At 62.4% G+C, this 22,324-nt stretch carries 17 protein-coding genes and 3 pseudogenes; 6 read left to right on the top strand and 14 right to left on the bottom strand.

Translation table 11 applies throughout. The features are described 5' to 3' along the window. Positions 1 to 19: 19 nt before the first annotated feature. Positions 20 to 667, top strand: a complete 648-nt coding sequence (locus AB4Y35_RS37580) for a flavin reductase family protein (RefSeq protein ID WP_368708429.1) — start codon at positions 20 to 22, stop codon at positions 665 to 667. A gap of 343 nt (positions 668 to 1,010) precedes the next feature. On the opposite strand, the gene AB4Y35_RS37575 is transcribed toward AB4Y35_RS37580, so the two are convergent. From AB4Y35_RS37575 to AB4Y35_RS37555, 5 genes and pseudogenes are all read right to left on the bottom strand, one after another. Further along, complete coding sequence (locus tag AB4Y35_RS37575; RefSeq protein ID WP_368708428.1) at positions 1,011 to 1,979, bottom strand: ABC transporter substrate-binding protein; 969 nt, start codon at positions 1,977 to 1,979, stop codon at positions 1,011 to 1,013. A 287-nt stretch (positions 1,980 to 2,266) separates the two neighbouring features. Then, positions 2,267 to 3,609, bottom strand: a pseudogene (locus AB4Y35_RS37570) (ISKra4 family transposase). Between the two features lie 37 nt (positions 3,610 to 3,646). Then, entirely contained in the window at positions 3,647 to 4,255 is a 609-nt protein-coding gene (locus tag AB4Y35_RS37565; protein WP_368708427.1) for a plasmid pRiA4b ORF-3 family protein, read from the bottom strand. A gap of 216 nt (positions 4,256 to 4,471) precedes the next feature. Beyond that, positions 4,472 to 5,588 (bottom strand): annotated as a pseudogene (locus tag AB4Y35_RS37560) (IS110 family transposase). A gap of 93 nt (positions 5,589 to 5,681) precedes the next feature. Then, positions 5,682 to 6,563, bottom strand: coding sequence for a LysR family transcriptional regulator (locus AB4Y35_RS37555; protein ID WP_368708426.1), 882 nt, complete (start codon positions 6,561 to 6,563; stop codon positions 5,682 to 5,684). 157 nt (positions 6,564 to 6,720) lie between these two features. On the opposite strand from AB4Y35_RS37555, the gene AB4Y35_RS37550 reads away from it, so the two are divergent. The 4 genes from AB4Y35_RS37550 (at position 6,721) to AB4Y35_RS37535 (ending at position 10,680) form a co-directional block, all read left to right on the top strand. Beyond that, positions 6,721 to 7,833, top strand: coding sequence for a TauD/TfdA family dioxygenase (locus AB4Y35_RS37550; protein WP_368708425.1), 1,113 nt, complete (start codon positions 6,721 to 6,723; stop codon positions 7,831 to 7,833). Between the two features lie 61 nt (positions 7,834 to 7,894). Next, positions 7,895 to 8,779, top strand: coding sequence for an oxaloacetate decarboxylase (locus AB4Y35_RS37545; protein WP_368708424.1), 885 nt, complete (start codon positions 7,895 to 7,897; stop codon positions 8,777 to 8,779). Positions 8,780 to 8,843: 64 nt separating this feature from the next. Continuing rightward, positions 8,844 to 10,253 carry an MFS transporter gene (locus AB4Y35_RS37540; protein ID WP_368708423.1) on the top strand — a complete coding sequence of 470 codons (1,410 nt, stop codon included), beginning with the start codon at positions 8,844 to 8,846 and terminating at the stop codon, positions 10,251 to 10,253. 73 nt (positions 10,254 to 10,326) lie between these two features. Then, on the top strand, positions 10,327 to 10,680 hold the full coding sequence (locus AB4Y35_RS37535; RefSeq protein ID WP_368708422.1) for a transcriptional repressor: 354 nt from the start codon (positions 10,327 to 10,329) through the stop codon (positions 10,678 to 10,680). A gap of 10 nt (positions 10,681 to 10,690) precedes the next feature. On the opposite strand, the pseudogene AB4Y35_RS37530 reads toward AB4Y35_RS37535, so the two are convergent. The 8 genes and pseudogenes from AB4Y35_RS37530 to glnT all read right to left on the bottom strand — a co-directional run bounded on the left by AB4Y35_RS37530 (position 10,691) and on the right by glnT (position 20,396). Then, positions 10,691 to 11,413: pseudogene (locus AB4Y35_RS37530) on the bottom strand (IS6 family transposase). Positions 11,414 to 11,757: 344 nt separating this feature from the next. Then, positions 11,758 to 12,078: a hypothetical protein gene (locus AB4Y35_RS37525; protein WP_368708421.1), complete on the bottom strand. Its 321-nt coding sequence runs from the start codon at positions 12,076 to 12,078 to the stop codon at positions 11,758 to 11,760. Positions 12,079 to 12,689: 611 nt separating this feature from the next. Then, positions 12,690 to 14,393, bottom strand: a complete 1,704-nt coding sequence (locus tag AB4Y35_RS37520; protein ID WP_368708420.1) for a protein kinase — start codon at positions 14,391 to 14,393, stop codon at positions 12,690 to 12,692. A 114-nt stretch (positions 14,394 to 14,507) separates the two neighbouring features. Continuing rightward, the gene (locus AB4Y35_RS37515; RefSeq protein WP_368708419.1) at positions 14,508 to 15,941 is read right to left on the bottom strand and encodes an APC family permease; all 1,434 of its coding nucleotides are present in this window, start codon (positions 15,939 to 15,941) and stop codon (positions 14,508 to 14,510) included. Between the two features lie 80 nt (positions 15,942 to 16,021). Continuing rightward, positions 16,022 to 17,383 carry an FMN-binding glutamate synthase family protein gene (locus tag AB4Y35_RS37510; protein WP_368708418.1) on the bottom strand — a complete coding sequence of 454 codons (1,362 nt, stop codon included), beginning with the start codon at positions 17,381 to 17,383 and terminating at the stop codon, positions 16,022 to 16,024. 26 nt (positions 17,384 to 17,409) lie between these two features. Continuing rightward, positions 17,410 to 18,099 carry a protein glxC gene (locus AB4Y35_RS37505; protein WP_368708417.1) on the bottom strand — a complete coding sequence of 230 codons (690 nt, stop codon included), beginning with the start codon at positions 18,097 to 18,099 and terminating at the stop codon, positions 17,410 to 17,412. Then, positions 18,087 to 18,995 carry a class II glutamine amidotransferase gene (locus AB4Y35_RS37500; protein ID WP_368708416.1) on the bottom strand — a complete coding sequence of 303 codons (909 nt, stop codon included), beginning with the start codon at positions 18,993 to 18,995 and terminating at the stop codon, positions 18,087 to 18,089. The genes AB4Y35_RS37505 and AB4Y35_RS37500 overlap by 13 nt, the downstream gene beginning before the upstream one ends. 12 nt (positions 18,996 to 19,007) lie before the next feature. After that, on the bottom strand, positions 19,008 to 20,396 hold the full coding sequence (glnT, locus tag AB4Y35_RS37495) for a type III glutamate--ammonia ligase (protein ID WP_368708415.1): 1,389 nt from the start codon (positions 20,394 to 20,396) through the stop codon (positions 19,008 to 19,010). A 260-nt stretch (positions 20,397 to 20,656) separates the two neighbouring features. On the opposite strand from glnT, the gene AB4Y35_RS37490 reads away from it, so the two are divergent. Then, positions 20,657 to 21,259 (top strand): helix-turn-helix domain-containing protein, encoded by a 603-nt coding sequence (locus AB4Y35_RS37490; protein WP_368708414.1) that lies wholly within the window; start codon positions 20,657 to 20,659, stop codon positions 21,257 to 21,259. A gap of 224 nt (positions 21,260 to 21,483) precedes the next feature. Here the strand turns inward: AB4Y35_RS37490 and hutG are convergent, their stop codons facing one another. Continuing rightward, entirely contained in the window at positions 21,484 to 22,293 is an 810-nt protein-coding gene (gene hutG / locus AB4Y35_RS37485; RefSeq protein WP_368708413.1) for an N-formylglutamate deformylase, read from the bottom strand. Between the last annotated feature and the right edge of the window lie 31 nt (positions 22,294 to 22,324).

Genomic DNA, 22,324 nt, shown 5'->3' with positions numbered 1-22,324 from the left:
CAAATCTCCGATCAAAACCATGACTGATGCACGCTACCACTACTACGAACCGTCGCAAGGCCATGGATTGCCGCATGATCCATTTAATTCAATCGTCGGTCCAAGGCCCGTCGGATGGATTTCCACGCGCGGCAGCAACGGCATGCTAAATCTCGCGCCATACAGCTTTTTCAACGCCTTCAACTACCATCCGCCGATCATCGGCTTCTCGAGCATCGACGCGAAGGACAGTCTACGCAACGTGCAAGAAACAAGGGAGTTTGTCTGGAACCTCACCACACGCGATCTCGCCGAAAAGATGAATGCAACGTGCGCAATGGTGCCTTACGAAGTTGACGAGTTTGAAGTGGTCGGGCTGACCCCTGCTCCGTCCCGGCAAGTCGCCGTTCCACGCGTGGCAGAGAGTGGTGTGAACTTCGAATGCAAACTCGCCGATGTGATCCAGCTTCGCAATCACAAAGGCACGCCTATTACCACATGGCTCGTGCTGGGAGAAGTCGTGGCTGTTCACATTCGCCAGGACTTGCTGAAAGACGGAACCTTCGACACCTTCGGCGCAGGCATCATTCTTCGGGCAGGTGGCCCATCGGCCTATGCGCTCGTCGCACCCGAGAGTCGATTCGATATTGGGCGCCCGCCCGGGGTGAATCACCCCGCCGCACGATGACGGAGGGTGGCGCAGTCGGCTCGTGAAAGGCCGTTAGACCTCGGATGCTGCCGTTGACTTGACCCCGGACCAAGCGGCCGCTTCGGGGGTCGAGCAGCGACATCCGCATTCGGCAGTGATCGGCCAGGAGGACTCACTCGCGCACACCGTTGCCCTGACGTCCATATGTCCGCCCAATCAACTGGCAGTGCAACTGGCGAAGACCAAAGTTGCAATTCGGTCATGCGCTTGGTCGCCCTGATGCACTCCCTGACACTGCGAATGTGATGCCCGGATCCGTTCAGACTCGCGAGTTTGGCCAAGTCGTGGCATCTCAGTTCGTTGCGACGATATGCTCAGCTTTTTACTGGATAACCCTGTCCGCGAGCTTGATCACGTCAGGCGGAACCGTGACACCAATATCCTGCGCCGTCTTCAGGTTCACGACGAGCTCATAGCGCTTCACCGTCTCGACAGACAGTGCGCCGGGCTTGGCGCCCTTCAGCACCTTGTCAATGTAGGCTGCCATGTGCTGGATTGCATCGGTCTGGCTCGTTCCGTACGAAATGAGCCCCCCAGCGGCTACCCTCGACGGCGGGAACAGGGTGGGGAGATGATCCTTTGCCGCGAGGTCCGCGATTTCCTTCGCGTGAACGCCCAGCACCGGTTCCTCCAGTACCAGCAAAGCATCCGCGTGCTGCTGCCTGAAAATTGCGAATGCTCCTTCCAGATCGGGATTAGGTCCTGCCAACCTGAGCCGCTGCGGCTGCAACCCCAGCGTCCGCGCCTGTTCCTCGGCTGAGTTAATCAAAGCCTCGGAGACGCCTTGATCCCCCAGGATCGCCACACGTTTGAGGCCGGGGATAATCTGCTTTAGGAGCTCCAGTTGCTTCGTAGCTTGAAGCGGATCGAAGGACGTAACGCCGGTGAGATTGCCGCCAGGTTGCTCCAGATTGGGTACGACGTTGTCTGCTACCGGATCGACTACGACGGAAAACACTATTGGGATGTCGCTAACGGATTTCTTGGCTGCGCGTGCCGTTACGGCGCCCGTCACTGCAAGGACGTCGATTTTACGGCCCACAAGCTCGGAAATAATTTCAGGAAAACGCTCATAGTGCCCCTCCGCGAATCGGGGTTCGATGACGATGTTCTTGCCATCGATGTAGCCAAAATTGGCAAGACCCTTCCGGAATGCGTCGAAGAGGGGCAATGAACGGCCTTGGGGCGCGAGAAATCCGATCCGCGGGATTTTGGCGGCCTGCTGTGCCTCCGAAGGGGGAAGCAGGAAACTCAGACCCAGCACAAGAACCGTGAGTACTCGTTTCAACATTCGGCCCCCCTTGTCGAAGGAGTTGCCTGGCAAGGCGGGTCGTCGCAAACGAAATCGCCGCGCCAAGGAAGGAACTAGAGGCCCCAAAACAATAGCTTCGACTTTGGCCTGCGGTCAATGCGAGATTTCAGTCTGTACTCCGCCTGCACACTCGTGAACTGAGTCAGTAGCGGGGTCAGCACTCCGGAAACCGTCGATCCGATGGTTGGCCAGCTCCGCACATATGAGGCCACATTTCCCGGGGATAGGGAAGCTCTCACAACGGAGACCGCGCCAAATCGGGGGCACTATGCCGCGATATTGTGAGCGTGATTGTTGACCTCGCGCGTCGGATACCATCGCTCGAACTGTGATCGCAACTGCTCATTCAGGACCGCCGTCCTCACCTGCAGAAGGGCATGCGCGAGAGCCGGCCGCCACGCCATCTGCTGCCGCTTCACAAAGCGTTTGCTGACCACCTGGTTGACCGCCGATTCGACAAAGCTCGAGGTGATCGGCTCGCCGTGACGGTAGCGGTCTCCGTAGTTCACAATATAGCTCCGGTTATTTTCGATGTAACCGACGAACTCCTCCAGTCTGGCCAGCAGCCTGGTCTCCGCTGGACTGCCAACCGCGACGAGTTCCCAGCCTAGGCTTTCAAGCCGCTGCAGCGCCGGATAAGGGCAGCCGTGCCAGAGGTGCCACTTTGCGCTGTGCAGCCCATCAATCAGCGCGCCGACAGACGGCCCTATGTCGCGGTCCGGCAACCCCTTGATCACCTGTTCGAGATTCTGTACCCGCATGGCGACGTGAAACCAGTCGAGTACTCTCTCGCCACAGTCGCCAAAGTTGAGCTGGGCGCGGCGCACGATGTCGCCGCCGTCGGACAGGAAAGTTACCGGCTGGTCCGCACCGACGCCCTCTTGGGCGAGAAACGCCAGCATCCGATCGGCGGGCGCGTGCTCGAGTGTATGAACGTACGCAAAACTGTGTCCGCCACCGTCGTCGCGCAGCGATTTCCCCACGATGACTTCGAACCAGCCGTCCTGCCGGCTGCTGTGTCCGGCCAGCCGGATATATCCGCCGTCAATTCCCACGGCGCGTACTGAACTGTATTGAGGAATAGCGCATCGGCGAGCAGGCAGATCGACGCAGAGTGGTTGCTCGACGGCGACCGTCGGCTTCGAACTCTCAAGGCGGCGGCCTAGTCCGGCGACGCGTCTGCGGATCGTGGTGGCCGCAAGCACATGCTCAAGCGGTAACACCTCCTCCAGTACCCGGATTGTCAGCCCGTAGGACATCAGCGCGGCAAATTTGGCTTGCAAATACTGCCGTTCGGGACTCGTCCGCTCATGCAAGCAAATGGCCAGCGGGCTGAGGGACCGGCGCCCTGCTCCAGAACACCGGCACTGATAGAACCGCGGGCTGTCGATCGATAGCCGGCCAAACACCGAGCGGTAGACCAGGCGATGGTGGCCCTTGACGGTCAGAGGCGAGCCGCACTCCGGACACACGCTCTTCCGGGCAACCCCGGCTCACTTGGCTTGCATCTTGATGAGGCAAAGGCGCTGTTGGGCCAGTGGGCAATCTCAGTGATAGTCGGCTGCTCGTCGACGTCCGTCTGAACCGCAATCTGCACACTGATCTGCATGACGGGCTCCGCTGGGCACATCGCCCGGGCGGTTAGCTTACCGCGCCAGCGTCTGCAGGCGTTCATTCGCCGCCCGACGGTCGAAATGCCGATCCAGCCAGATCAACAATTCGTCGGCCTCGATGCGCAGATCGTCCACGTCAATCAGGCCTTCGCGTAAAGTCTCAATCCACTCGAGAAATTCGTGCTCGCCATGAACCTCCATAGCGTTCATGTACCTCTTCGGACCTCCGGCGTCTTCGGGCGGGCAGCCCCCGGCGCCCGCGACGCAGCGCGGTATTGGTCTTGACCGCAGGTTGCACGTTCGACGTTCGACGCGCACGTCATGCAACCACCACGAGTTGAAATCGTACACGTAGGCAAAGCGCTCATGTTCGTGCAGGCCAAACGCCGCCAGCGACAGGGTGTCTGGGCCGTCGAAGAACTGCAACGCGCCGTCACGATGTCCACCATAACGCCAGCTGCGGATGATGAACCGGTGCAGGTGTTCGTCGTTCCAGCCCATGGCGAGTTGCATCACACGATGCAGTTGCGAAATCGTGACCTGCTCGGGAATCAGCACTCGCCGCCAGACCGGCGGGCTGACGCCGCGCAGACTGATTCGCAACTGGAGGACTGAAGGCAGATCGGAAGGGTCGGAGTCCATTGACCCACTATAGACCTCCGATCGGCCATACTCGCTGCAACCCGTTTTCGCCCCCGCTTTGGCGCGGTCTCCATGACAAACGAAACGTCGGGGAGCTGCCTCAATCTAGTTTCGAGGGTTGTGCTGTTTCCAGTTGCCTCCTAGTGTTAGCGCGAGGGTTCTCCCACCGTTGCCTAGTCCTGGCCCAAAGATCCTGTTGCGTGCTCAACTAACATCTCATGCCCGATAAGCCCGGCTGAGGGGGACGACGTGTTGCCCGATAGCCCAGATAAAGCCGGCGAGCTCTCGCGCAATGGCGGTACAGACCTGGTTCTTGAGCTTGCCGTGTGCCATCAGGCTTCGAAAGCGCTGGCAGAGCCGCTTTTGCGCCGACCAGGCGATCTCCTGCACTTCGGGGGCTACGCTCTGCGCGCCGCTGCAGGATCGCGGTCTTCCGTGCGGGATGACGAAAGGTCCATGCTGCCTCGATGAGTATCCGGCGGACATGGCTGTTGCCGGTCTTGGTGATGCCACCGCGGCGCTCGCGCTTGCCGCTGGAGTGTTCGCTGGGCACCAGGCCCAGATAGGCCATCAGTTGGGGCGCGTCGGCAAACCGTGTGAGGTTACCCAGTTCCGCGAGCACCGTGACAGCCGTGAGCAGACTGATGCCGCGCAGCGCCATCAACGCCTCGATCACTGGCCACAGCGCGCTGGCCTGCGCCGCCGTCTCGACTTCGCGGTCGAGGCTGGCCACGCGCCTGCCACAGGCCTGTACCGTGTCGATATATTCCTGCAGCACGATCTGTTGCTCCGGCCGGGCGAACTTGATGCCTTCGAGCCAGCGCCAGTGCGCTTTCGTCCATCTGGAGCGGCCGGCGTAGCGATGGCCATGGCGCGACAGAAATGACAGCAGCCGCTGCTTGGCCTGGCGTTGCAGATGCTTCATGTCCTCACGCGCTCGGGTCAGATCGCGCAGCGCCTCCTGTGCCTCATCCGGAATCCATACGGCGCTCAATTCGCCGGCTCGATGCAGGCGCGCCAAACTTAGGGCATCGCGCCGGTCGGTCTTGACGCGCTCGCCCGGCTTCTTCGGAATCAGCGACGGCGCTACGACCTGGCAGTCCTGCCTGAGCTCCCGCAACTGTCGGCAAATGGTGTAGCCGCAGGGTCCGGCTTCGTAGCAGAACGTCAGTCGTCCCGTGCCACGCTTGAGCTGTCCAACGAGTTTCGCAATGGTCTCGGGCGTGTTCACGATCTCGCCCCGATAGCGCACCTCGCCGCCCATGTCGGCGACCGCCACAGCAATCGTTTCCTGATGTACATCCAGGCCCACGTACTTGCTAAACTTGTTCATGACCTGCCCCCTCAATGCGGCTCTGAGCCGCGGAGTAACCGACCTCAAGCTTAATCCGCGTACCTTGAGGTGCGGCAGGTCCATACATGATGTCTAGGTCGCGCGCTGCACCACGCGCTTCATCGCGTCGCGCACGGCCTGGAGCGCGCGGCGGTCCTCGTCGCCCTTGCGCATGACCACGGAGATCTGCAGCGTCGGTGCGCCCGCGCCGAGTCGCATCACCTTGACGGGGTAGCGCTCCACGAGCGTCGGGTCCATGAGTTGCACGACCGACACGCCGAGCCTCGCGCTCACCATCGCCACGATTGCCGTCACACTGTCGAGTTCGAGCGCGCTGCGCTTGTCGGGCGCCACACCACGCACATAGCGCGCGGCCATCGCGCCGCTCGCGGTGCCACGATCATAGCGGATCCACTCGTAGCGTTCGAGTATGGCCTTCGCGGTGCTGTGCGCGCCCGTTTCGCCGGGCGGCGCGATCAGCAAAAGCTCGCGTTGCAGGAGCGGCGCCCAGGTAAGCCCGGCGAGCCGTCCTTTCTCCGGCTGCGCGACGACCGCCGCGTCGAGCTTGCCGGCCTTGACATCATCGGTGAGTCCAACGCTGCGACCTCGTTGCGGACGCAACTGAAGTGCAGGGTGCGCTTCGCGCAACAGCCGCATCGTGCCCGGCAGCAGCACTGGCTGGATCGATTCGATGAGACCCAGCCGCACCGTGCCCTCAACGGCAACCGTGTTGCGGCGTCGCATGGCGTCGATCTGCTGGAGGCTGCCGCGCATCGCGTCGCGAACCTGGTGCGCCATGGCAGTGGGGCGCACCTGCAAGCCCGCGCGGTTGAACAATTGTTGCCCCAGGTACTGCTCCAGATGCTTCATCTGCATGCTGACCGCGCTGGGCGTGAGATTCATGACGGCCGCCGCCGCCGCGAATGAGCCTTCGGTAATGACTGCATCGAGCGTGGCAAACGCTTCCAGCTTCATCAAAAATCCTTATCTATGAATTGAAATAAAGTCACTTTTGTTCAATATCCTCCAGTCCTATACTTTTTTCAACCTGAACGGCGCCGCCGCAGGCGGCCGCATCCAGAAAGCGAGTCGCAACGGCATTCCCAGCAAACATAAAGACGGAGACGCATCGATGAGCACGTTCCAATCCCTTCCGTGGCTTGCGGCGGATGCCGCACACGACCCCTCGTGGACCCAGCCCCTGAGCGCGGAGGAAGTGGACGGCGTCGAGGCGGCGCTCGCGCATGCGAAGCGCGTGAACCTCCCGCTGCTCGATATGACGCAGGAGGATTTCCCGCTCAGCGCAGCGGCTCGTGATGCACTCGAGCGCGCCATCGCGACGACGCAGGGCCGTTGGGGCATGTGCCTCGTGAAGGGTTTCCCGGTGGATCGCTGGACCGAGGAGGAAACGCGCCTGGCCTACTGGGGCATTGGTCTGCACATGGGCGTGGCACGCACCCAGAACCGTGCGAGCGACATCCTCAACGACGTGCGCGACGTGGGCTCGACTTACAAGGTCACCAATGGCCGCGGCTACAACACCAACGCCTCACTCGATTTTCATATGGATTCCTGTGATGTCGTGGCGCTGCTGTGCCGCCGCACGGCGCGCAGCGGCGGAGAGAGCAAGGTGGTCAGCTCGATGGCGGTGTATGAAGAAATGCAGCGCCTGCGCCCCGATCTCGCTGAAGTGCTGCGCGGGCCCTTCTACTTCAGCTATCAGGGCGCGCAGGACCCCGCACAGCCGCCGTACTATTGCTGCCCGATCATCGGCAATCATCCGCAGTGCTTCGCGATGCGCACGAACCGCAAGAACGTGATCGCGGCGCAGCGCGATTTCGACGACGTTCCCCGGCTCACCGACGCCCAAGTCGAGGCGCTCGACCTGCTCGACACGCTGATGACCGACGAGCACTTCTGTTTTTCGATGTCGCTTGAGCGCGGCGACCTGCAACTGCTCAACAATTACGTGATGATTCATTCGCGCACGAGTTTCGAGGACTACGAGGAGCCCGACCTCAAGCGCCATTTGCTGCGCCTGTGGCTTGCCGTGCCCAGCGCGCAGCCGCTGCCCGAGAACTGGCTCGAGTATTTCGGCGACGTGCGCGCGGGCGCGGTACGTGGCGGTTTGCGCGGCAGTCATCGCAGCGCGGCCTTCGAGGCTTACGAACGCCGCCAGGCCGCGGACATGGGCATGCAGTTGCGCGAGTGGACGCCGGTTGCCGTGCCGGCACCCGCACTTTGAACTTCGTCGAAGCCAACCGGTTCAGGCGCGGCGCAGCCCGCCGCGCCAGGGAGACACGAACTTGACTTCCCCACTCACCCCACGCGCCACGACCCGCCTGCGCCAGTACCTGAGCGCGGGCGGTTTGCTCGTGGCGCCCGGCGTCTACGACGGCGTCACGGCTCGCCTCGCCGAGCAGGCCGGCTTCAAGGCGCTCTATATGACAGGCGCGGGCACCTCGGCCTCGTACGGCCTGCCCGACTACGGTCTGCTCACGATGACCGAGATGGTGGCGAACGCCGCGCGCATCGTTGCGTGCACAAGCGTGCCGCTGATCGCCGATGCGGATACCGGCTTCGGCAACGAGCTCAACGTCACGCGGGCGGTGCGCGCCTATGAGCAGGCGGGCGTGGCCGGCATCCACATCGAGGACCAGGTGTCGCCCAAGCGCTGCGGCCATCTCGATGGCAAGAAACTGGTGACGCAGCACGAATTCGTTGCGAAGATCCGGGCGGCGACTGCGGCACGGTGCGACCCTGATTTCGTGGTGATCGCTCGCACCGACGCGAACGCCGTGCTGGGATTCGACGAAGCGGTCACCCGCGCGAACGCCGCGCTTGCTGCGGGCGCGGACCTGGCCTTCGTCGAAGCGCCGCGTGACCTCGACGAGATCGCCGCCGTCACGCGCCGCGTGAACGGGCCGTGCCTTTTCAACATCGTGCGCGGTGGCAAGAGCCCGAACGTCGCCTTGTACGACCTCGAAGCCTGGGGATACCGGCTCGCGATCCTGCCGAGCCTCCTGCTGGCTAGCGTGATGCAGACGTGCGAGCGCGAACTGGCGGCGCTCGCGCAATCCGGCGTGCCGCCGCCGCCCATCGACGGCCTCGACGCGAAGGCGCGCTTCGCCCGCATGGGCGCTCAGGAGTGGGACGCGCTGCGCACGCGGTTTATCGCCGAAGAGGGCTGAAAGCGTACAGACGCTGAGAAAGGACGGCTTTCCTTGCCGGACCACGACAAAATTGGAGACAGCAGTGGCATCAACAGCATCGATCGGCATGCGTCTGGACGCGTTGCCACTCAGCGGCTTTCACCGCCGCATGCTCTGGCTCATCGCGGCCGGCATGTTCTTCGACAGCTTCGACATTACGCTCGCTGGCTCCGTGCTCGGCGCGCTCGTGCACACGGGCATGTCGAATCTCACGCTCAACGGGTACTTCATTTCGAGCACCTTCATCGGCATGGCGATTGGCGGAACGCTGGCGGGGCTGCTCGGCGACCGGTTCGGCCGCCGCTTCACGTATCAGGCGAACCTGCTCGTGTTCGGCCTCGCTTCCGTGGCGGGTGGTCTGGCGACCTCCATGCCGTGGCTCATCGCATTGCGGCTCGTGATGGGGATCGGCCTCGGCGCGGAAATCGTGGTGGGCTACTCCACGCTCATTGAAATGACGCCGCCCCAACATCGCGGGCGTTATTCGGCACTGCTCGCGCTCGTGACCAACAGCGCGCTGTTCGTGTCGTCGCTCGTGGGCTTCTTCCTGATTCCGCTTTGGGGCTGGCGCTCGATGTTCTTCATTTCGGGCTCGGGCGCGCTGCTCGTCTGGGTGGCGCGGAAGTCAATGCCCGAGTCGCCGCGTTGGCTCGCGGCCGAGGGCCGGCTGGAGGAGGCCGATCGGATCGTCACGCAAATCGAGGAGTCCGTGCACCGCAAGCACTACCGGCCTGGCGGCGCTTCGGTCGCTGCCGCGACCACTACCACTGCGGCCAGTGCGCTCGCGAGCGAACCCGCGCCTCCGCTTTCTGTCCTGTTCTCGCGCGACGTGCGCGCACGCACGTTGGTCGGCACGACCATCTCGGTCGTGATCGGCATCGCGATTTACAGCTTCGTGACCTGGGTGCCCACCTTTCTGCTCAAGCAGGGCTTGAGCCTTTCGTCTTCGCTCGGCTACAGCATGGTGATGTCGCTGGGCGGCCCGGTGGGCGCGGGCATTGGCGTGCTGTGCGCGGACCGCTTCGGGCGGCGCCGCTGCATCGCCATCGCCTCGGTGCTGGGCGGCCTCATGGGCGCCAGCTACGCGTTCTCCACTTCACCGCTCATGGCTTCCGTCATCGGCTTTCTACTGTTTTGCTGCCTGTATACGATCGTCGCGCTCGCCGTGGCCTGCTATATCCCCGAGTTGTTCGGTACGCGCTACCGCCTGCGCGGTAACGGTTTTTGTGCAGTGCTCGGGCGCATTGCGTCGTTCTGCGCGCCAGGTATTACCGTGCTGCTATACGAGGCGGGCGGTATTCGCTACGTGGCATTCAGCGTGGCGGCGCTGCTTGTGCTGCAGGCCATTATCGTGCGCGCGTTCGGTATAGAAACGCGCTCGCAGTCGCTCGAAGTGATCGAAGAGCCGGAACTGCCGCTCGACGCGGCGGCCGTGCCGGCATCGCCGCGTTGAAGCGGCGGCGTATTCGTGCAAACTGTCGGCTTTGCCGACACGTTTTTCCGCGTTGAGAACGGTCTATCCAGATGTGAAGAAAGCGCACCTGTGCCCCACGTCCAGCCGCGTGGCCGTGCTGAAGGTGTTTCATGAGGCGCCCCGTGAGCACCTGAGCGCCGACCAGGTGTTTCGCCGCATCGCGAAGGACGTGGAGCAATGTAGCCTGGCGCGCGTGTACCGCGCGCTCGCGCAACTGATGGAAACGCAAGCGCTCACCAGCACGTGGATAGGCGGAACGCGCATGGTGTACGAGCTTGGCCGTCGCGTACCGCACGCACACACCCGCCTTGCAGGAACAGCACGCCGCCAATGCGTCGGCAAGACGCTTCCGCTGCACGCAAGCTCTGTCGCGGTAAGACTGAGGAAACGGCCAATCCCAATATGATACGGACTACTTATATGGCCAATGAATAGAATTGCTGTGCGCGGGAGTCTGACCGATGCAACCATCGTCCATTTGCCGTTTGACGATCATATGCATTGTTTCGATGCCGCCCAACAGGATGCGGGCACAGCGAAATTTCTTGAACCCAAGCATTGGGTGGATTCGGCGCTTGATCGCCCGATGGTCCTGTTCGATGATGTTGTTCAGATACCTGTTCTGGCGAACCTTGATCGGTGTCTCGCGTTCGGCGTTGATGGCCTCAAGCGCAGCGAGATTCGCTCCGCTCTTGTCGATGGTCACCACCTCGGGCTCGCCGTTCTGCTCGATCAACTTCTCAAAATAGCGCCTCGCCGCAGCCTTGTCACGGTGGGCGCGCAGTAGAAAATCGATCGTATCCCCCGTCTTGTCCACGGCGCGGTACAAATACTACCACTGCCCCTTGACCTTGATATACGTCTCATCCACCCGCCAACTCCTGCCGACTGCACGCTTGCGACGTCGGACCGCCTTTTTCAAGAACGGGAAACAGCTTGATTGCCCACCGGTGCACGGTTGAATGATCGACATCGATGCCCCGCTCGGCCATCATCTTTTAGAGATTTCGCAAGCTCAGGCCATAGGCGACATACCAGCGCACGCACATCAGGATAACGTCGAGCGGATAGTGCAATCGCTTCAGAACCTTTGCAATTCCTGAGGCAAGGGTCGTTCGCGGCCTCGGAGCCTTCTTCATCATCGGATCAGTGCCATTCGTCAGACGCGCATTCTATCGTCCCCGCCGCTCATGCGACAAAACCCTTGAACTCGCGCGCCGACGCTATTCGTCGGTAAATGCAATTACGCTATCTGTCCGTGTGCCGCCTCAGCGCAATCGCGCTCCCAACCGGGCGTCGCCGGTAGGGTGTTCTGCGTGTTCTTACACGGTCTCGGCCAACCGCAGCCTTTGGCCAGGAAGACATTGTCAACGATCCACGTCCGTAATGCCGCCGAATGCGGCCAATTCCACATACGCTTTACTGGCCGTTGCCTAGCTAACGTGCGGGTATCTTCGCTGGAAGCCCGGCTGCGCTAATGACACTAGCTGTACTGGCGCGCAAAAGCGGGGCCAGTAAAAAGAGGCTGTGGCGTCCGCTGTGCGACGCAACTGACGAGCAATGCATCGATCTGGTCCAATGCGCAGAGAGGAAGATCCTGTGCAAGCAGTATGCGAGCCTCGTAGGTACGGTTTCGACATGCAGGCTTGTCTGAAACAGCGCGTTCCAACAAATCGATAAATCGGGTGATTTCGGCGAGCAGAGCCTTCCGATCGATAGATCCGGTGTCCACAGCCACATTCCGAAGGGCGGCGGCCAGTACGAGAAAATCGCTGATTTCTGAAGTCATTCCGAAGCCGTCCATTGCAGCTCTCCCTGTGAATGATCACAGCTTTCGCGCTTGCTGCCTGAGTCACTGTACTGCATTTCGGACGATGGCGGGGCGTCCGAAATGCAAGCGTTTTGGCAAGCGATGGCGCACGGGGTCTCGGGCGTCTGAGAATTGCCTGCTACGTTCCTTGAACGCTGCCATGCCCCCCGACCGTCGAATATCGGCAGCGCGATCTTAGCTCTCTTCGGTTTTGCTCAATTGCTAGCTGCCCCCGAAGGGAAGCGTATCCAGTCGTCGATCGCGCTTGCGGAATCTTGAAAATGCCGATGCGCACGCGACTATTAGGATAAGTCTTCGTATCGCAACAGTAGGGCTACCTACTTGAACGCTCACCATGTAGAACACATCGGCAATCAGCACACGAAGACCCAATTAAGATAATCCTTCTTATCTTGCCGATGACGCGAGTATAAGTCCTAAAAAAGCCGGCCGATCACAATTAGTCTGGACTACGATATACACCGTTAATCCGCGATCACCTTCGGCTAGATCGGAGAGATCGATCTGACCGGGAGACACTGGTGGTCGCACAGAATGACCGACGGCTTTCGCGGTTCAATCTGTCTGCACGCAAACGCGAAAGCTCATCGCCGGATCAGCGACCACAGCAGCAGCGCCAGCAACAAAACGGAGACCCCCTGCCAGAACAGCACCGGTTCGCTCTCGAGCAAGGGCTTGCGTCGAACCGGAGCCATCGCGCCTTGACCGCTCGAAAGGCGCTCCAGATCGGCGCAGACTGCGAGTACGTCCTGATATCTGCGTGCGGGATCGGGCTGAAGTGCTTTCTCCAGCACGAGGTCAAGCCAGTGCGGTGCGTCAAGCCGATACTGGTAAAGAGGCACGCGGCCATTGAAGCCGTATGGCAATTTGCCACCGCTGAACAGCCGGTACAGCGTCACGCCATACGCAAATACCTCGGAACGCGCATCGCCTTGCGCACCCTTCATCAACTCAGGCGCCATGTACGCGGGTGTGCCAGGCGCTGAGGCTGGGCCAGGTAGCTCCATACCGGGCATATAACCGAAGCCCAGGTCGAGCAGGCATGTCCTGTCGTCCTGCATCACCAGCACATTCTCCGGCTTGATATCGCGATGGAAGACATTGCGCCGATTCAGCGCGTCGATCGAGCGGCCCAATTGCCGCGCAATTCCGATTGCGCGCGGCAGGCCTATCGGCTCGGGCGCCGAAAGCAACTTTTCGAGCGTGACTCCCGCGCCGAGCGGCATCACCACATAAAGCCGGGTTTGCCGATTGGCGTCGACAGGCAGCGGCGCGAGCACGCCGACGTCGCCGACCTTGCCTGCGAGCCACCGCTCACGCACGATCGACTGGCGTATGTTCTCGTCTTGCTCGACGCGCGGTTTAGGAAACTTGAGCGCCAGTGGCGTGTCCGGATCGGCCAGATCGTAGCCGGCGAAGATCCGCGAATAGAAGCCATCGCTGAGCACGCTCTTGAGCAGATATCCATCGATCACGTCACCGGCGTCGGGCACGGCGAGAATCGGCAGCATGCCGATCACTCGCTCCAGGTAGCCGACGTCGAGCGAAGGCAGGCTGCCGACGTCGATCACCGCGCTCGTCACGTCGTCCTGGGAGCCGCGCGCCAGTGCCAGCGCGTCGAGTCGGCGCGCAGTTTCGAGCGCGCCAATGCGCGTCGCGAGCACCGTTTGCAGTTCCCGCACTGGCACATGACGATAAAGACCGTCCGAGCACAATAGCAGGCGATCATCATCGCGCAATTCGAACGTTTCGAAGCGGGTCACGAGCGCCGGGTTCATGCCAACGGCGTGAGCCACGTACGAACCAAAAGCAACCGGCACAATGTCATCTTCGCCGATTTGTACCAGTTGCCCGTCGCGCAGCAAATAGAGCCGTACATCTCCGGCCGCTACCAGATACGCTGTGGCGCGCCGTATGACCAGCGCCGCAAATGACGCGGCCATCTGCTTGAGCGTTGGATCGACGCGGCCCATGTGGTGCAGCCAGCCGTGCACCGCCTCTAGCGAACGCGCAGCGGCCACGCTGGGCTGGAGCGTTTCGGGTAGCCCGTAATACGCATCGATGAAGGTACGCACCGAAAGCTCCGCCGCGACCCGGCCACCCTGACTTCCGCTCACACCGTCTGCCAGCGCAATCACACTGCCACGCGCGGCGCGCGCAGCAAGGTCGCCCAGCATCACGCCGAAATAGTCTTCGTTGACGCGATTTTGCCCACGCAGACGCGCCGGGCGGGAGACGCAGCCGATCTCAAGCGCGGCACATTCGCCGCGCTCGGGCTGCAACTGCAAGTCGACTTCCTGAGGATCCGCTTCGCGAGGAGCAATGGCCGTCCCGGCTGCATGGACCGACCTCCGGTCCGCAGCCGGTGCGGAAAGGTGGTCCACGGAGCGCGGTTCAGTCATTTACTTTTTGCCGTGAGTCATCACGTCGCTGGTTTCCAGATCGTGTTCGATCTTCTCGAGCACCTGCGGCGAACGCTTCTTCAGCATGAGCAACCAGACCGTGCCGACCAGCATGTACGCCACGAACAGATACGGCAGTATGTTATACGGATAGTCAGGTACCGGATAGACGCTGCCAATCACTGCGCCGACCATCGCCAGCGCGCCAAGCACGCTCCACAGCACGTTGACCGGCTTGAGCACGCCCAGCTTCTTCAGATAGAGAGGCGCGGAAACTGCGACGAGAAAATAGGTAACCAGAAAGCCAAAGGTGGCGAACGTACTCGTGTAACCGAAGGTATTGAGCGGACCGGTGCCAACCATCGCAATGCACACGACGAAGGTCACGATCGACGAAAATGCCACGGCGAGATACGGCGTCTGGTGCGTGCGGTGAACCATCCCCATCGAGCGATGCACGAACTGGTAGCGTCCCATGGAATACAGCAGGCGGCTCGACGAGTTGATGCACGCGAGCACACACGAGAACGCGCTGACCGAGGCGATCAGATAAAACACCGGGCCGAGCGGCGAGGCGCCGACGCTCGTCAGCAACGTGGTAAGCACGGCCGAGTCGGCGCCGAGCTTGGCTGCATCGTCGTGGTAGGCGATCGTCATCGAATACGCGACGAACATGAAGAAGACACCCGACAGGATCAAGCTCCAGACCACGGCGCGCGGGATGATGCGTAGCGGGTCGCGGGTCTCCTGGCCAAGCGAGGCAGCGCTTTCGAAGCCCACGAACGAGAAAATGCCCAGCACCATGGCCTGTGCCATGCCCTTGCCGCTCACGCCCTGCAGGCTCAACTGCGTGTGGTCGACGATATGGTCGGGATGCAGGGCGAGCACGTAGATCAGCACGCCGCCCACGATCAGCACCGAAGCTGCCTCGATTGCCAGTGAGAGGCGCGAGGAAAGCTTCACGTCGCGTGCGGAGAAGAACCATGCGAGAGCGATGAACACCGTGTATATCGCCCACGACGGGACGTTGATGCCCCAGGAGGAGAAAGCATTCTGCACGAATACCACACCTGCGGCGCCTACCCCCATCGCGGTGCCTATATACGCCGCGATCAACCCCCAGCCGGCCATGCCCCCTGCCATCGGCCCGAGCGCGCGCGAAATATAGATGAAGAATGACCCGGCGGTGGCAATCCGGCTGGAGAGCGCGATGATGCTCATGCTGACAAGCAGCAACCCGAGCGTCGAAAGGCCATAAATCAGCCAGGTCCCCGCGCCTGCCAGCGCCGCGATCGCGGTCACGTTGATCGAGGGCGTAAAGGTTGGCGAAACGTTGGCGATAGATTGGCCAATCACCTCGGCAAAACCTAAAGTACCGGCACGCAGGCCGGTTGACGATGCCGGCGCTGCCTGTGTGGTGCTTTGCGTACTCATGTAGGGCTCCTGAAAGATTGGGGATTCGACGTCGAGTGTGCTTAACTTTCCCAGAGTCAAAAAATTGCGGCTAACTAAAATTAATTGCTCCAGCCAGGAATCCACGAAGTGCCCGCGAGCGGCACGCGTGCCATCGCTGCGGCTTCCACGGTCAGGGCGACCAGATCCTCGGGCTCGAGGTGATGCACGTTCTGCTTCCCGCAGGCCCGCGCGATCGTCGTCAGTTCCATGTTCAGCGTCTTCAGGTAATTGCGCACGCGGCGCGAACCCTCGTCGGGCTGGACGCGCTGCTCGAGAACGGCGTCCTGGGTCGTCACGCCAACGGGGCATCTGCCGGTGTGGCAGTGGTGGCAGAAGCCCGGCGACGTGCCGAGCGCGGCGTAGTCGGCAGCCGCCGAATGCAGTGCGCCGTTCTGGAAGTAGCTGTCGCTATTGCAGCCGAGTGCCATCAGCATGCCCTGCCCGATCGCGACGGCGTCTGCACCAAGCGCCAGCGCCTTGGCTACGTCGGCTCCGGTCCGAATGCCGCCCGACACGATCAGCTGGACCTGCCCTTTCATGTCCAGGTCTTCGAGGGCGTCCACCGCCAGGCGCACCGCGGCCAGCGTCGGAATCCCGACGTTCTCGATGAAGCAGGTCTGGGTGGCAGCGGTGCCCCCCTGCATGCCGTCGATCACGACCACGTCAGCGCCAGCATGGACGGCGAGCTTGACGTCATTGAACGTGCGGGTCGCCCCGACCTTCACATACACGGGTGTGTTCCAGTCAGTAATTTCGCGCAGTTCCTGGATCTTGATCGCCAGATCGTCAGGACCGGTCCAGTCCGGGTGACGGCTCGCCGAGCGCTGGTCGACGCCGGCCGGCAAGGTACGCATCGCCGCCACGCGCGGATTGACTTTCTGTCCGAGCAGCATCCCGCCCCCGCCCGGCTTTGCGCCCTGGCCGATCACAATTTCGATCGCGTCGGCACGGCGCACGTCGTCCGGATTGAAGCCGTAGCGCGACGGCAGGCACTGATAAACCAGCGTCTTCGACGAGCGGCGCTCCTCCTGGGTCATGCCGCCGTCGCCGGTGGTCGTGGACGTGCCCATCGCCGTTGCGGCCTGCCCGAGCGCCTCCTTGACGTTGGCGGACAGTGCGCCGAAGCTCATGCCCGCAATCGTGACCGGCATATCCAGCACGACAGGTTTCTTTGCGAAGCGCGTGCCCAGAACGGTCTGGGTCGAGCACTTCTCGCGATAGCCTTCGAGCGGATAGCGCGACAGCGAGGCGCCGAGAAACAGCAAGTCGTCGAAATGCGGCACGTGGCGCTTCGCGCCGAGACCGCGAATCTCATAGAGACCTCGCTGTGCGGCCGAGTGGATATAGTCGATCGTCTTGCGGTCGTAGCCATGCGACTCTTCGTGCTGCAAACGAACGAATTGAACGGGTTTGGCATCCATGGGGAACCTTCTCAGAGAGCGTGTGTTCAATATTCCTGGTTCGCGTCGGCGTTCCAGTGATAGAGCGTGCGGGCGGAGGCGATTCGCTTGAAGGACGACGCATCGTGATTCAGCCCGGCAGCCGCGAGCAACACGCGCACTGCGTCGAGATCGGCGTCGCTCATCGGTTCGTACTGCGCGTCCGCCCCCAGCGATTTCACTTCGCCGCGCACGTAGAGCACCGCTTCATAGAGCGAATCGCCCAGCGCGTCGCCCGCGTCGCCACATATCACCATGCGGCCCGCCTGTGCCATGAAGGCCGAGAAGCTGCCCACGGAGCCACCCACCACGATGTCCCCGCCCTTGAGCGAGATTCCGCAGCGCAGGCCCGCATCGCCGTCGATCACGAGCAGTCCGCCGTGGGCCGAGGCGCCCGCGCCGTTCGAGGCGAAGCCGCGCACATGGACCTCGCCGCTCATCATGTTCTCGGCGACGCCCGTGCCGGCGCTCCCCTCGATCACGATCGTCGCCTGCTGGTTCATTCCGCCGGCGTAGTAGCCCGCGTGGCCCTTGATCGTCACATGCAGGTCGGCATCTACGCCCACGGCGATGTTGTGTGCCCCATTCGGCGACGTGACGGCGATGCGCTGCCCCGCCAGCGCCGCTGCGTCGCCGTGCAGGTATTGGTTCAGGTCCCGGACCGTCTGCGTCTCGAGGTCGAAATTCAGGCTTTCCATACGTACATCTCCTCGGGAGCGGGTTCGAAGACCTTCGCGTTGCGGATATCGGGCAGATGCGCGAGCGAGCGAAACTCCGAGGCAATCGCTACGTAGTCTTCGTTCTCCGCGACCACGGCCGGCTTGCACGCGAACGGATCGCGGATCAGCGCGAGTTCGGTCGTCGTGCCCATCAGGAACGTATAAAAGCCGTCCAGCTCCTCGAAGCCTTTTTGCAGCGCCTCGGGCAGCGCATCGCCCTCGCGCAGGCGCCATTCGATGAAGCGGCACGCGGCTTCAGTGTCGTTGTCAGTATCGAAGTGGATGCCGAGCGGCTCGAGCTTGCGGCGCACGCCATACGGGTTTGAAAGCGATCCGTTGTGCACGAGGCAGAAATCCTCTCCCGCCGTGAATGGATGCGCGCGGTCCGGCGTGACGGCCGATTCCGTGGCCATGCGCGTGTGGCCAACGAGGTGCGAGCCTTTGAGGTTCGCGAAGTCATAGCGTGCGGCCACTTCGGCCGGTGAGCCGATGTCCTTGTAGAGATCGATCGAGCGTCCAGTGGAAAGCAGATAGAGCTTCGGATAATGCTCGCGCAACCACACCTTGACGCGCTCCGCATCGCCCTGAAGCGTGAGCACTGCGTGATTGCCCTTCACGTCGAAGCGCGCGGTGACGTCCATGTCGTGATTGAGTGCGTCGGCGAGTGCGACCCACGGAAATTGCGCGCCCTCGTCCGTGAAGCCAGCGTAGAGACTCAACTTTCGCTGGCTCGCATCCACCTCCCTGCCGAACACCGCAAGCCCCGCCGAATCGGGTCCGCGCTCGGTCATGCCGATCAGCATCGGCACCATCAGCTCACCGAGCCGCTCGCGTAGCGCCGGCGTCTTCACCAGCAACCCTACGATTCCACACATTGTGTGTTCTCCTTAGAAAAATTCGAGGTAGCTCTTGAGTTCCCAGTCGGACACGTGCCGCATGTATTCGAGCCACTCCATGCGCTTGAGCTTGAGGAACTCACCCGCCACGGGGCCGAGCGCCTCGCAGATCAGTGTGTCCGCCTCGAGCGCGTCGAGCGCCTGCTCGAGGTTTTGCGGCAACACCGCAATGCCGTGCCCGGCAAGTTGCTCCGACGACCACTCGTAAAGGTTTTCGTTTGCCGGCGCGCCCGGATCGAGTTGCCGGTCGATCCCGTCGAGCCCCGCGGCAATCACTGCGGCCGTTGCGAGGTACGGGTTGCAGGAGCCGTCCGGCAGACGCAGTTCGATGCGCTCGCCGGGCATGCGCACCATGGTCGAGCGGTTGTTGTCGCCATAGCTCACATAGGCCGGCGCCCACGTCGCGCCGGTGAGCGAGCGGCCCACCACGAGGCGCTTGTATGAGTTGACGGTCGGATTGCACAGCGCGGTGAGCGCGGGGGCATGCGCAAGAATGCCGGCAGTGAACTGGTAGCCGAGCTTCGACAGGCCCATGCCAAGCGGGTCGGCGCCGTTGGCGAACAGATTGCGCGTGCCGTCGCCAATCGAGATGTGCATGTGCATGCCGTTGCCGGGACGGTTCGCGAACGGCTTCGCCATGAACGAGCAGATCATGCCTAGCTCGTTGGCAATCTCCGACGCGGCCATCTTGAAGAACACGTAGTGATCGCACGACGTCAGGCAGTCGGTGTACGTGTAGTTGATCTCGAACTGGCCGTTGGCGTCTTCGTGGTCGATCTGGTAGACGTCGATGCCGACCGAGCGCAGTGCTTCGGTGAGCCGCTCGAGGAACACTCGCGTGCGCGACAGCCCCTTATAGTCGTAGCACGGCTTCGCCAGCGTGTCGCTGGGGTCGCACGGTTCGAGGGTTCCGCTAGCGGAGCGGCGCAGCAGCGAGAATTCCGGCTCGAGCCCCGTGAAAAGGGTCCAGCCGCGCTCGGTCAGGCGTGCTACCTGGCGCTTGAGTGTGACGCGCGAATCGAATGGCCACGCTTCGCCGTTCACGTGCCCGTCGCAGACGATGCGTGCGAGGCCCGGCTGCCACGGAACGGGCGTGAGCGTCGCGAGATCGCCGACGGCCATGAAATCGGGGCCGTTCGGCTCGATGCCGACACCCCAGATCGCAAATCCGGCGAAGCCGGCACCCGCCTTGAGCACCGTCTTCAAATGAGCGACCGGCACCGACTTGGCCTTTGCGACACCATGGATGTCGACGAACTGCGCCAAAACGTATTTCACGCCCTGCTGAGCCAGCCAGCCTTGCGCGTTTTCTGCCGAGTCGAAACGGGGCACGCTTCCGGGCTCGCTGAGCGGCAGCTTACTCGCGTCGTTCAGATTCATCGTCACTCCTTGCACCAACTCAGTTTGCGGTTGAAAGAGGCTGGGCGCATCGCGCCTGGGCCGGTTCGGGGGACTTGCTGACCATCGTTCGGGGCGCTCATGCGCACCCACCATTACGCACTCGTCAGGCATCCCTTGTTACGCGCTCCGTCTGGAACTCCTTTTCCCCCCATGCAACAATGCTTCATGCAGTGAAACAACCGGCGCGCGCCGCTGCGTGCCGGTCAGCTACGCGTCAAGCATTCCTACCGAGGCCGATCATGCACACTGGGGACGAGAGCAAAATTGCGCTCGAACGCTTTCTGGGCGCCACCATTCGCGACCTGCGTCAGCGCCACGCGCTGACCATCGCGCAGGTGGCCGAACAAGCCGGCATCAGCCGCGGCATGCTCTCGAAGATCGAGAACGCGCAGACCTCGACCGGACTCGACGTCCTGCACCGCATCGCCCAGGCGCTCGGCGTCTCCCTTTCCACGCTCTTTCGCAACTTCGACGTGCCGCAAGGCGGCGCGCAGCTCGTCAAGAAAGGCACGGGCATGGAGGTCGTCCGCAAGGGCACCAAGCGCGGACACACCTACCATCTGCTCGCTTACGACCAGGGTCCGCGCAAAGCTTTCGAACCTTTCCTCATCACCATGGAGGACGAGGCGGAACGCTTCCCGACCTTCGAACACCCCGGCACCGAATTCATCCATATGCTCAAGGGGGTGATCGAATACCGCCATGGCCAGCAAACCTACGTCCTTCATCCCGGCGACACGCTCACTTTCCAGGCCGATATCCCTCACGGCCCCGAGCGGTTGATCAAGATGCCCATCCAGTTTCTGTCCATCTTTATCTATCCGCCCGGCACCGCCGATTGAAGTGCCAGGCGACCGCATTATTCAACGCAACCTTCGTGCCATGTTTAACGATGTGAATCAAAAGTTCCCGCTGATAAACACTCCGGGCGCACCTCGGCGTTTCCCTTGTCGCCCGCACAATTGCGGCGCGGCGCGTTGTTCGTTAGCGGTGCGTGCGGTTGTTGCCGCTAGTGCGCTCCTGCACTGAAACGGGACGCACGCTTACGCTGGATCATCAGAATGTCTTATGCAAAAACGGGGGCGAGACGCTGCACCGCTTCGAGCGCGCCACCGACCATGCGTTCGAGCGTCGGCTGCATCGCCTGCGCCCGCTCGGGCACGTATTCGAACGGCGCAGTCTCGTTCATGTAGGTGGATTGGCACATCTCCAGCTGGATCGCGTGAATGCCGTGGGCCGGTGCGCCAAAGCATCGCGTGATGTAGCCGCCCTTGAAGCGGCCGTTCGCAATCCATGTCGAGCCGCTCGCCGCCATCGCCTCGACGGCCGCCTGCTGAACCGTGCTCGCGCACGTACGTCCGTCCTGCGTCCCGAGATTCAGATCCGGCAGCTTGCCGTCGAAAAGCCGGGGCAACCTGCTCGCAATCGAATGCGCCTCCCACAGCAGCACGTTGCCGTGCCGCGCGCGCAGGCGCGCCAGTTCCGCCGCGAGGGCAGCGTGATACGGCCGCCAGTAACGCGCGACCCGCTCGGCGCGCTGCGCCTCGCCGGGCGCGCTTGCCGGCCGGTAGAGCGGCTCGCCGCGAAAAGTCTCGCCAGGGCACAGCCCCGTCGTCGTCTGGCCGGGATAAAGGCTCTCGTCGCCGGGCGGGCGGTTCAGATCGATAACGTAGCGCGATACCCGCGCGCCGATCACCGTCGCGTCCATCTCGCGTGCGAATGCGTAGAGACGGTCCAGATGCCAGTCGGTGTCGGCCAGCGTGAGCGCCGCTTCCGTATAGACAGGGCGCAGCGCCTCGGGGATGTGCGAGCCCAGATGCGGAATCGAGAGCACCAGCGGCGCCTCGCCGCGCTGCAGCGTGAATAGTTCGTTCATCCGTCCTCTCTCCGACTTGCGGCCCCGTTGT

Origin of the sequence: Paraburkholderia sp. EG286A, assembly GCF_040965375.1 — a bacterium.
Classification (GTDB): Bacteria; Pseudomonadota; Gammaproteobacteria; order Burkholderiales; family Burkholderiaceae; genus Paraburkholderia.
This window is presented reverse-complemented; position numbering and strand designations above follow the sequence as displayed.

Excerpts from the sequence above, each read along its gene's own strand:
- AB4Y35_RS37580 (WP_368708429.1), top strand. The coding sequence starts at position 20 with ATGACTGATGCACGCTACCACTACTACGAACCGTCGCAAGGCCATGGA.
- AB4Y35_RS37575 (WP_368708428.1), bottom strand. The coding sequence starts at position 1,979 with ATGTTGAAACGAGTACTCACGGTTCTTGTGCTGGGTCTGAGTTTCCTG.
- AB4Y35_RS37565 (WP_368708427.1), bottom strand. The coding sequence starts at position 4,255 with ATGGACTCCGACCCTTCCGATCTGCCTTCAGTCCTCCAGTTGCGAATC.
- AB4Y35_RS37555 (WP_368708426.1), bottom strand. The coding sequence starts at position 6,563 with ATGAAGCTGGAAGCGTTTGCCACGCTCGATGCAGTCATTACCGAAGGC.
- AB4Y35_RS37550 (WP_368708425.1), top strand. The coding sequence starts at position 6,721 with ATGAGCACGTTCCAATCCCTTCCGTGGCTTGCGGCGGATGCCGCACAC.
- AB4Y35_RS37525 (WP_368708421.1), bottom strand. The coding sequence starts at position 12,078 with ATGGACGGCTTCGGAATGACTTCAGAAATCAGCGATTTTCTCGTACTG.
- AB4Y35_RS37515 (WP_368708419.1), bottom strand. The coding sequence starts at position 15,941 with ATGAGTACGCAAAGCACCACACAGGCAGCGCCGGCATCGTCAACCGGC.
- AB4Y35_RS37510 (WP_368708418.1), bottom strand. The coding sequence starts at position 17,383 with ATGGATGCCAAACCCGTTCAATTCGTTCGTTTGCAGCACGAAGAGTCG.
- AB4Y35_RS37505 (WP_368708417.1), bottom strand. The coding sequence starts at position 18,099 with ATGGAAAGCCTGAATTTCGACCTCGAGACGCAGACGGTCCGGGACCTG.
- AB4Y35_RS37500 (WP_368708416.1), bottom strand. The coding sequence starts at position 18,995 with ATGTGTGGAATCGTAGGGTTGCTGGTGAAGACGCCGGCGCTACGCGAG.
- glnT (WP_368708415.1), bottom strand. The coding sequence starts at position 20,396 with ATGAATCTGAACGACGCGAGTAAGCTGCCGCTCAGCGAGCCCGGAAGC.
- AB4Y35_RS37490 (WP_368708414.1), top strand. The coding sequence starts at position 20,657 with ATGCACACTGGGGACGAGAGCAAAATTGCGCTCGAACGCTTTCTGGGC.
- hutG (WP_368708413.1), bottom strand. The coding sequence starts at position 22,293 with ATGAACGAACTATTCACGCTGCAGCGCGGCGAGGCGCCGCTGGTGCTC.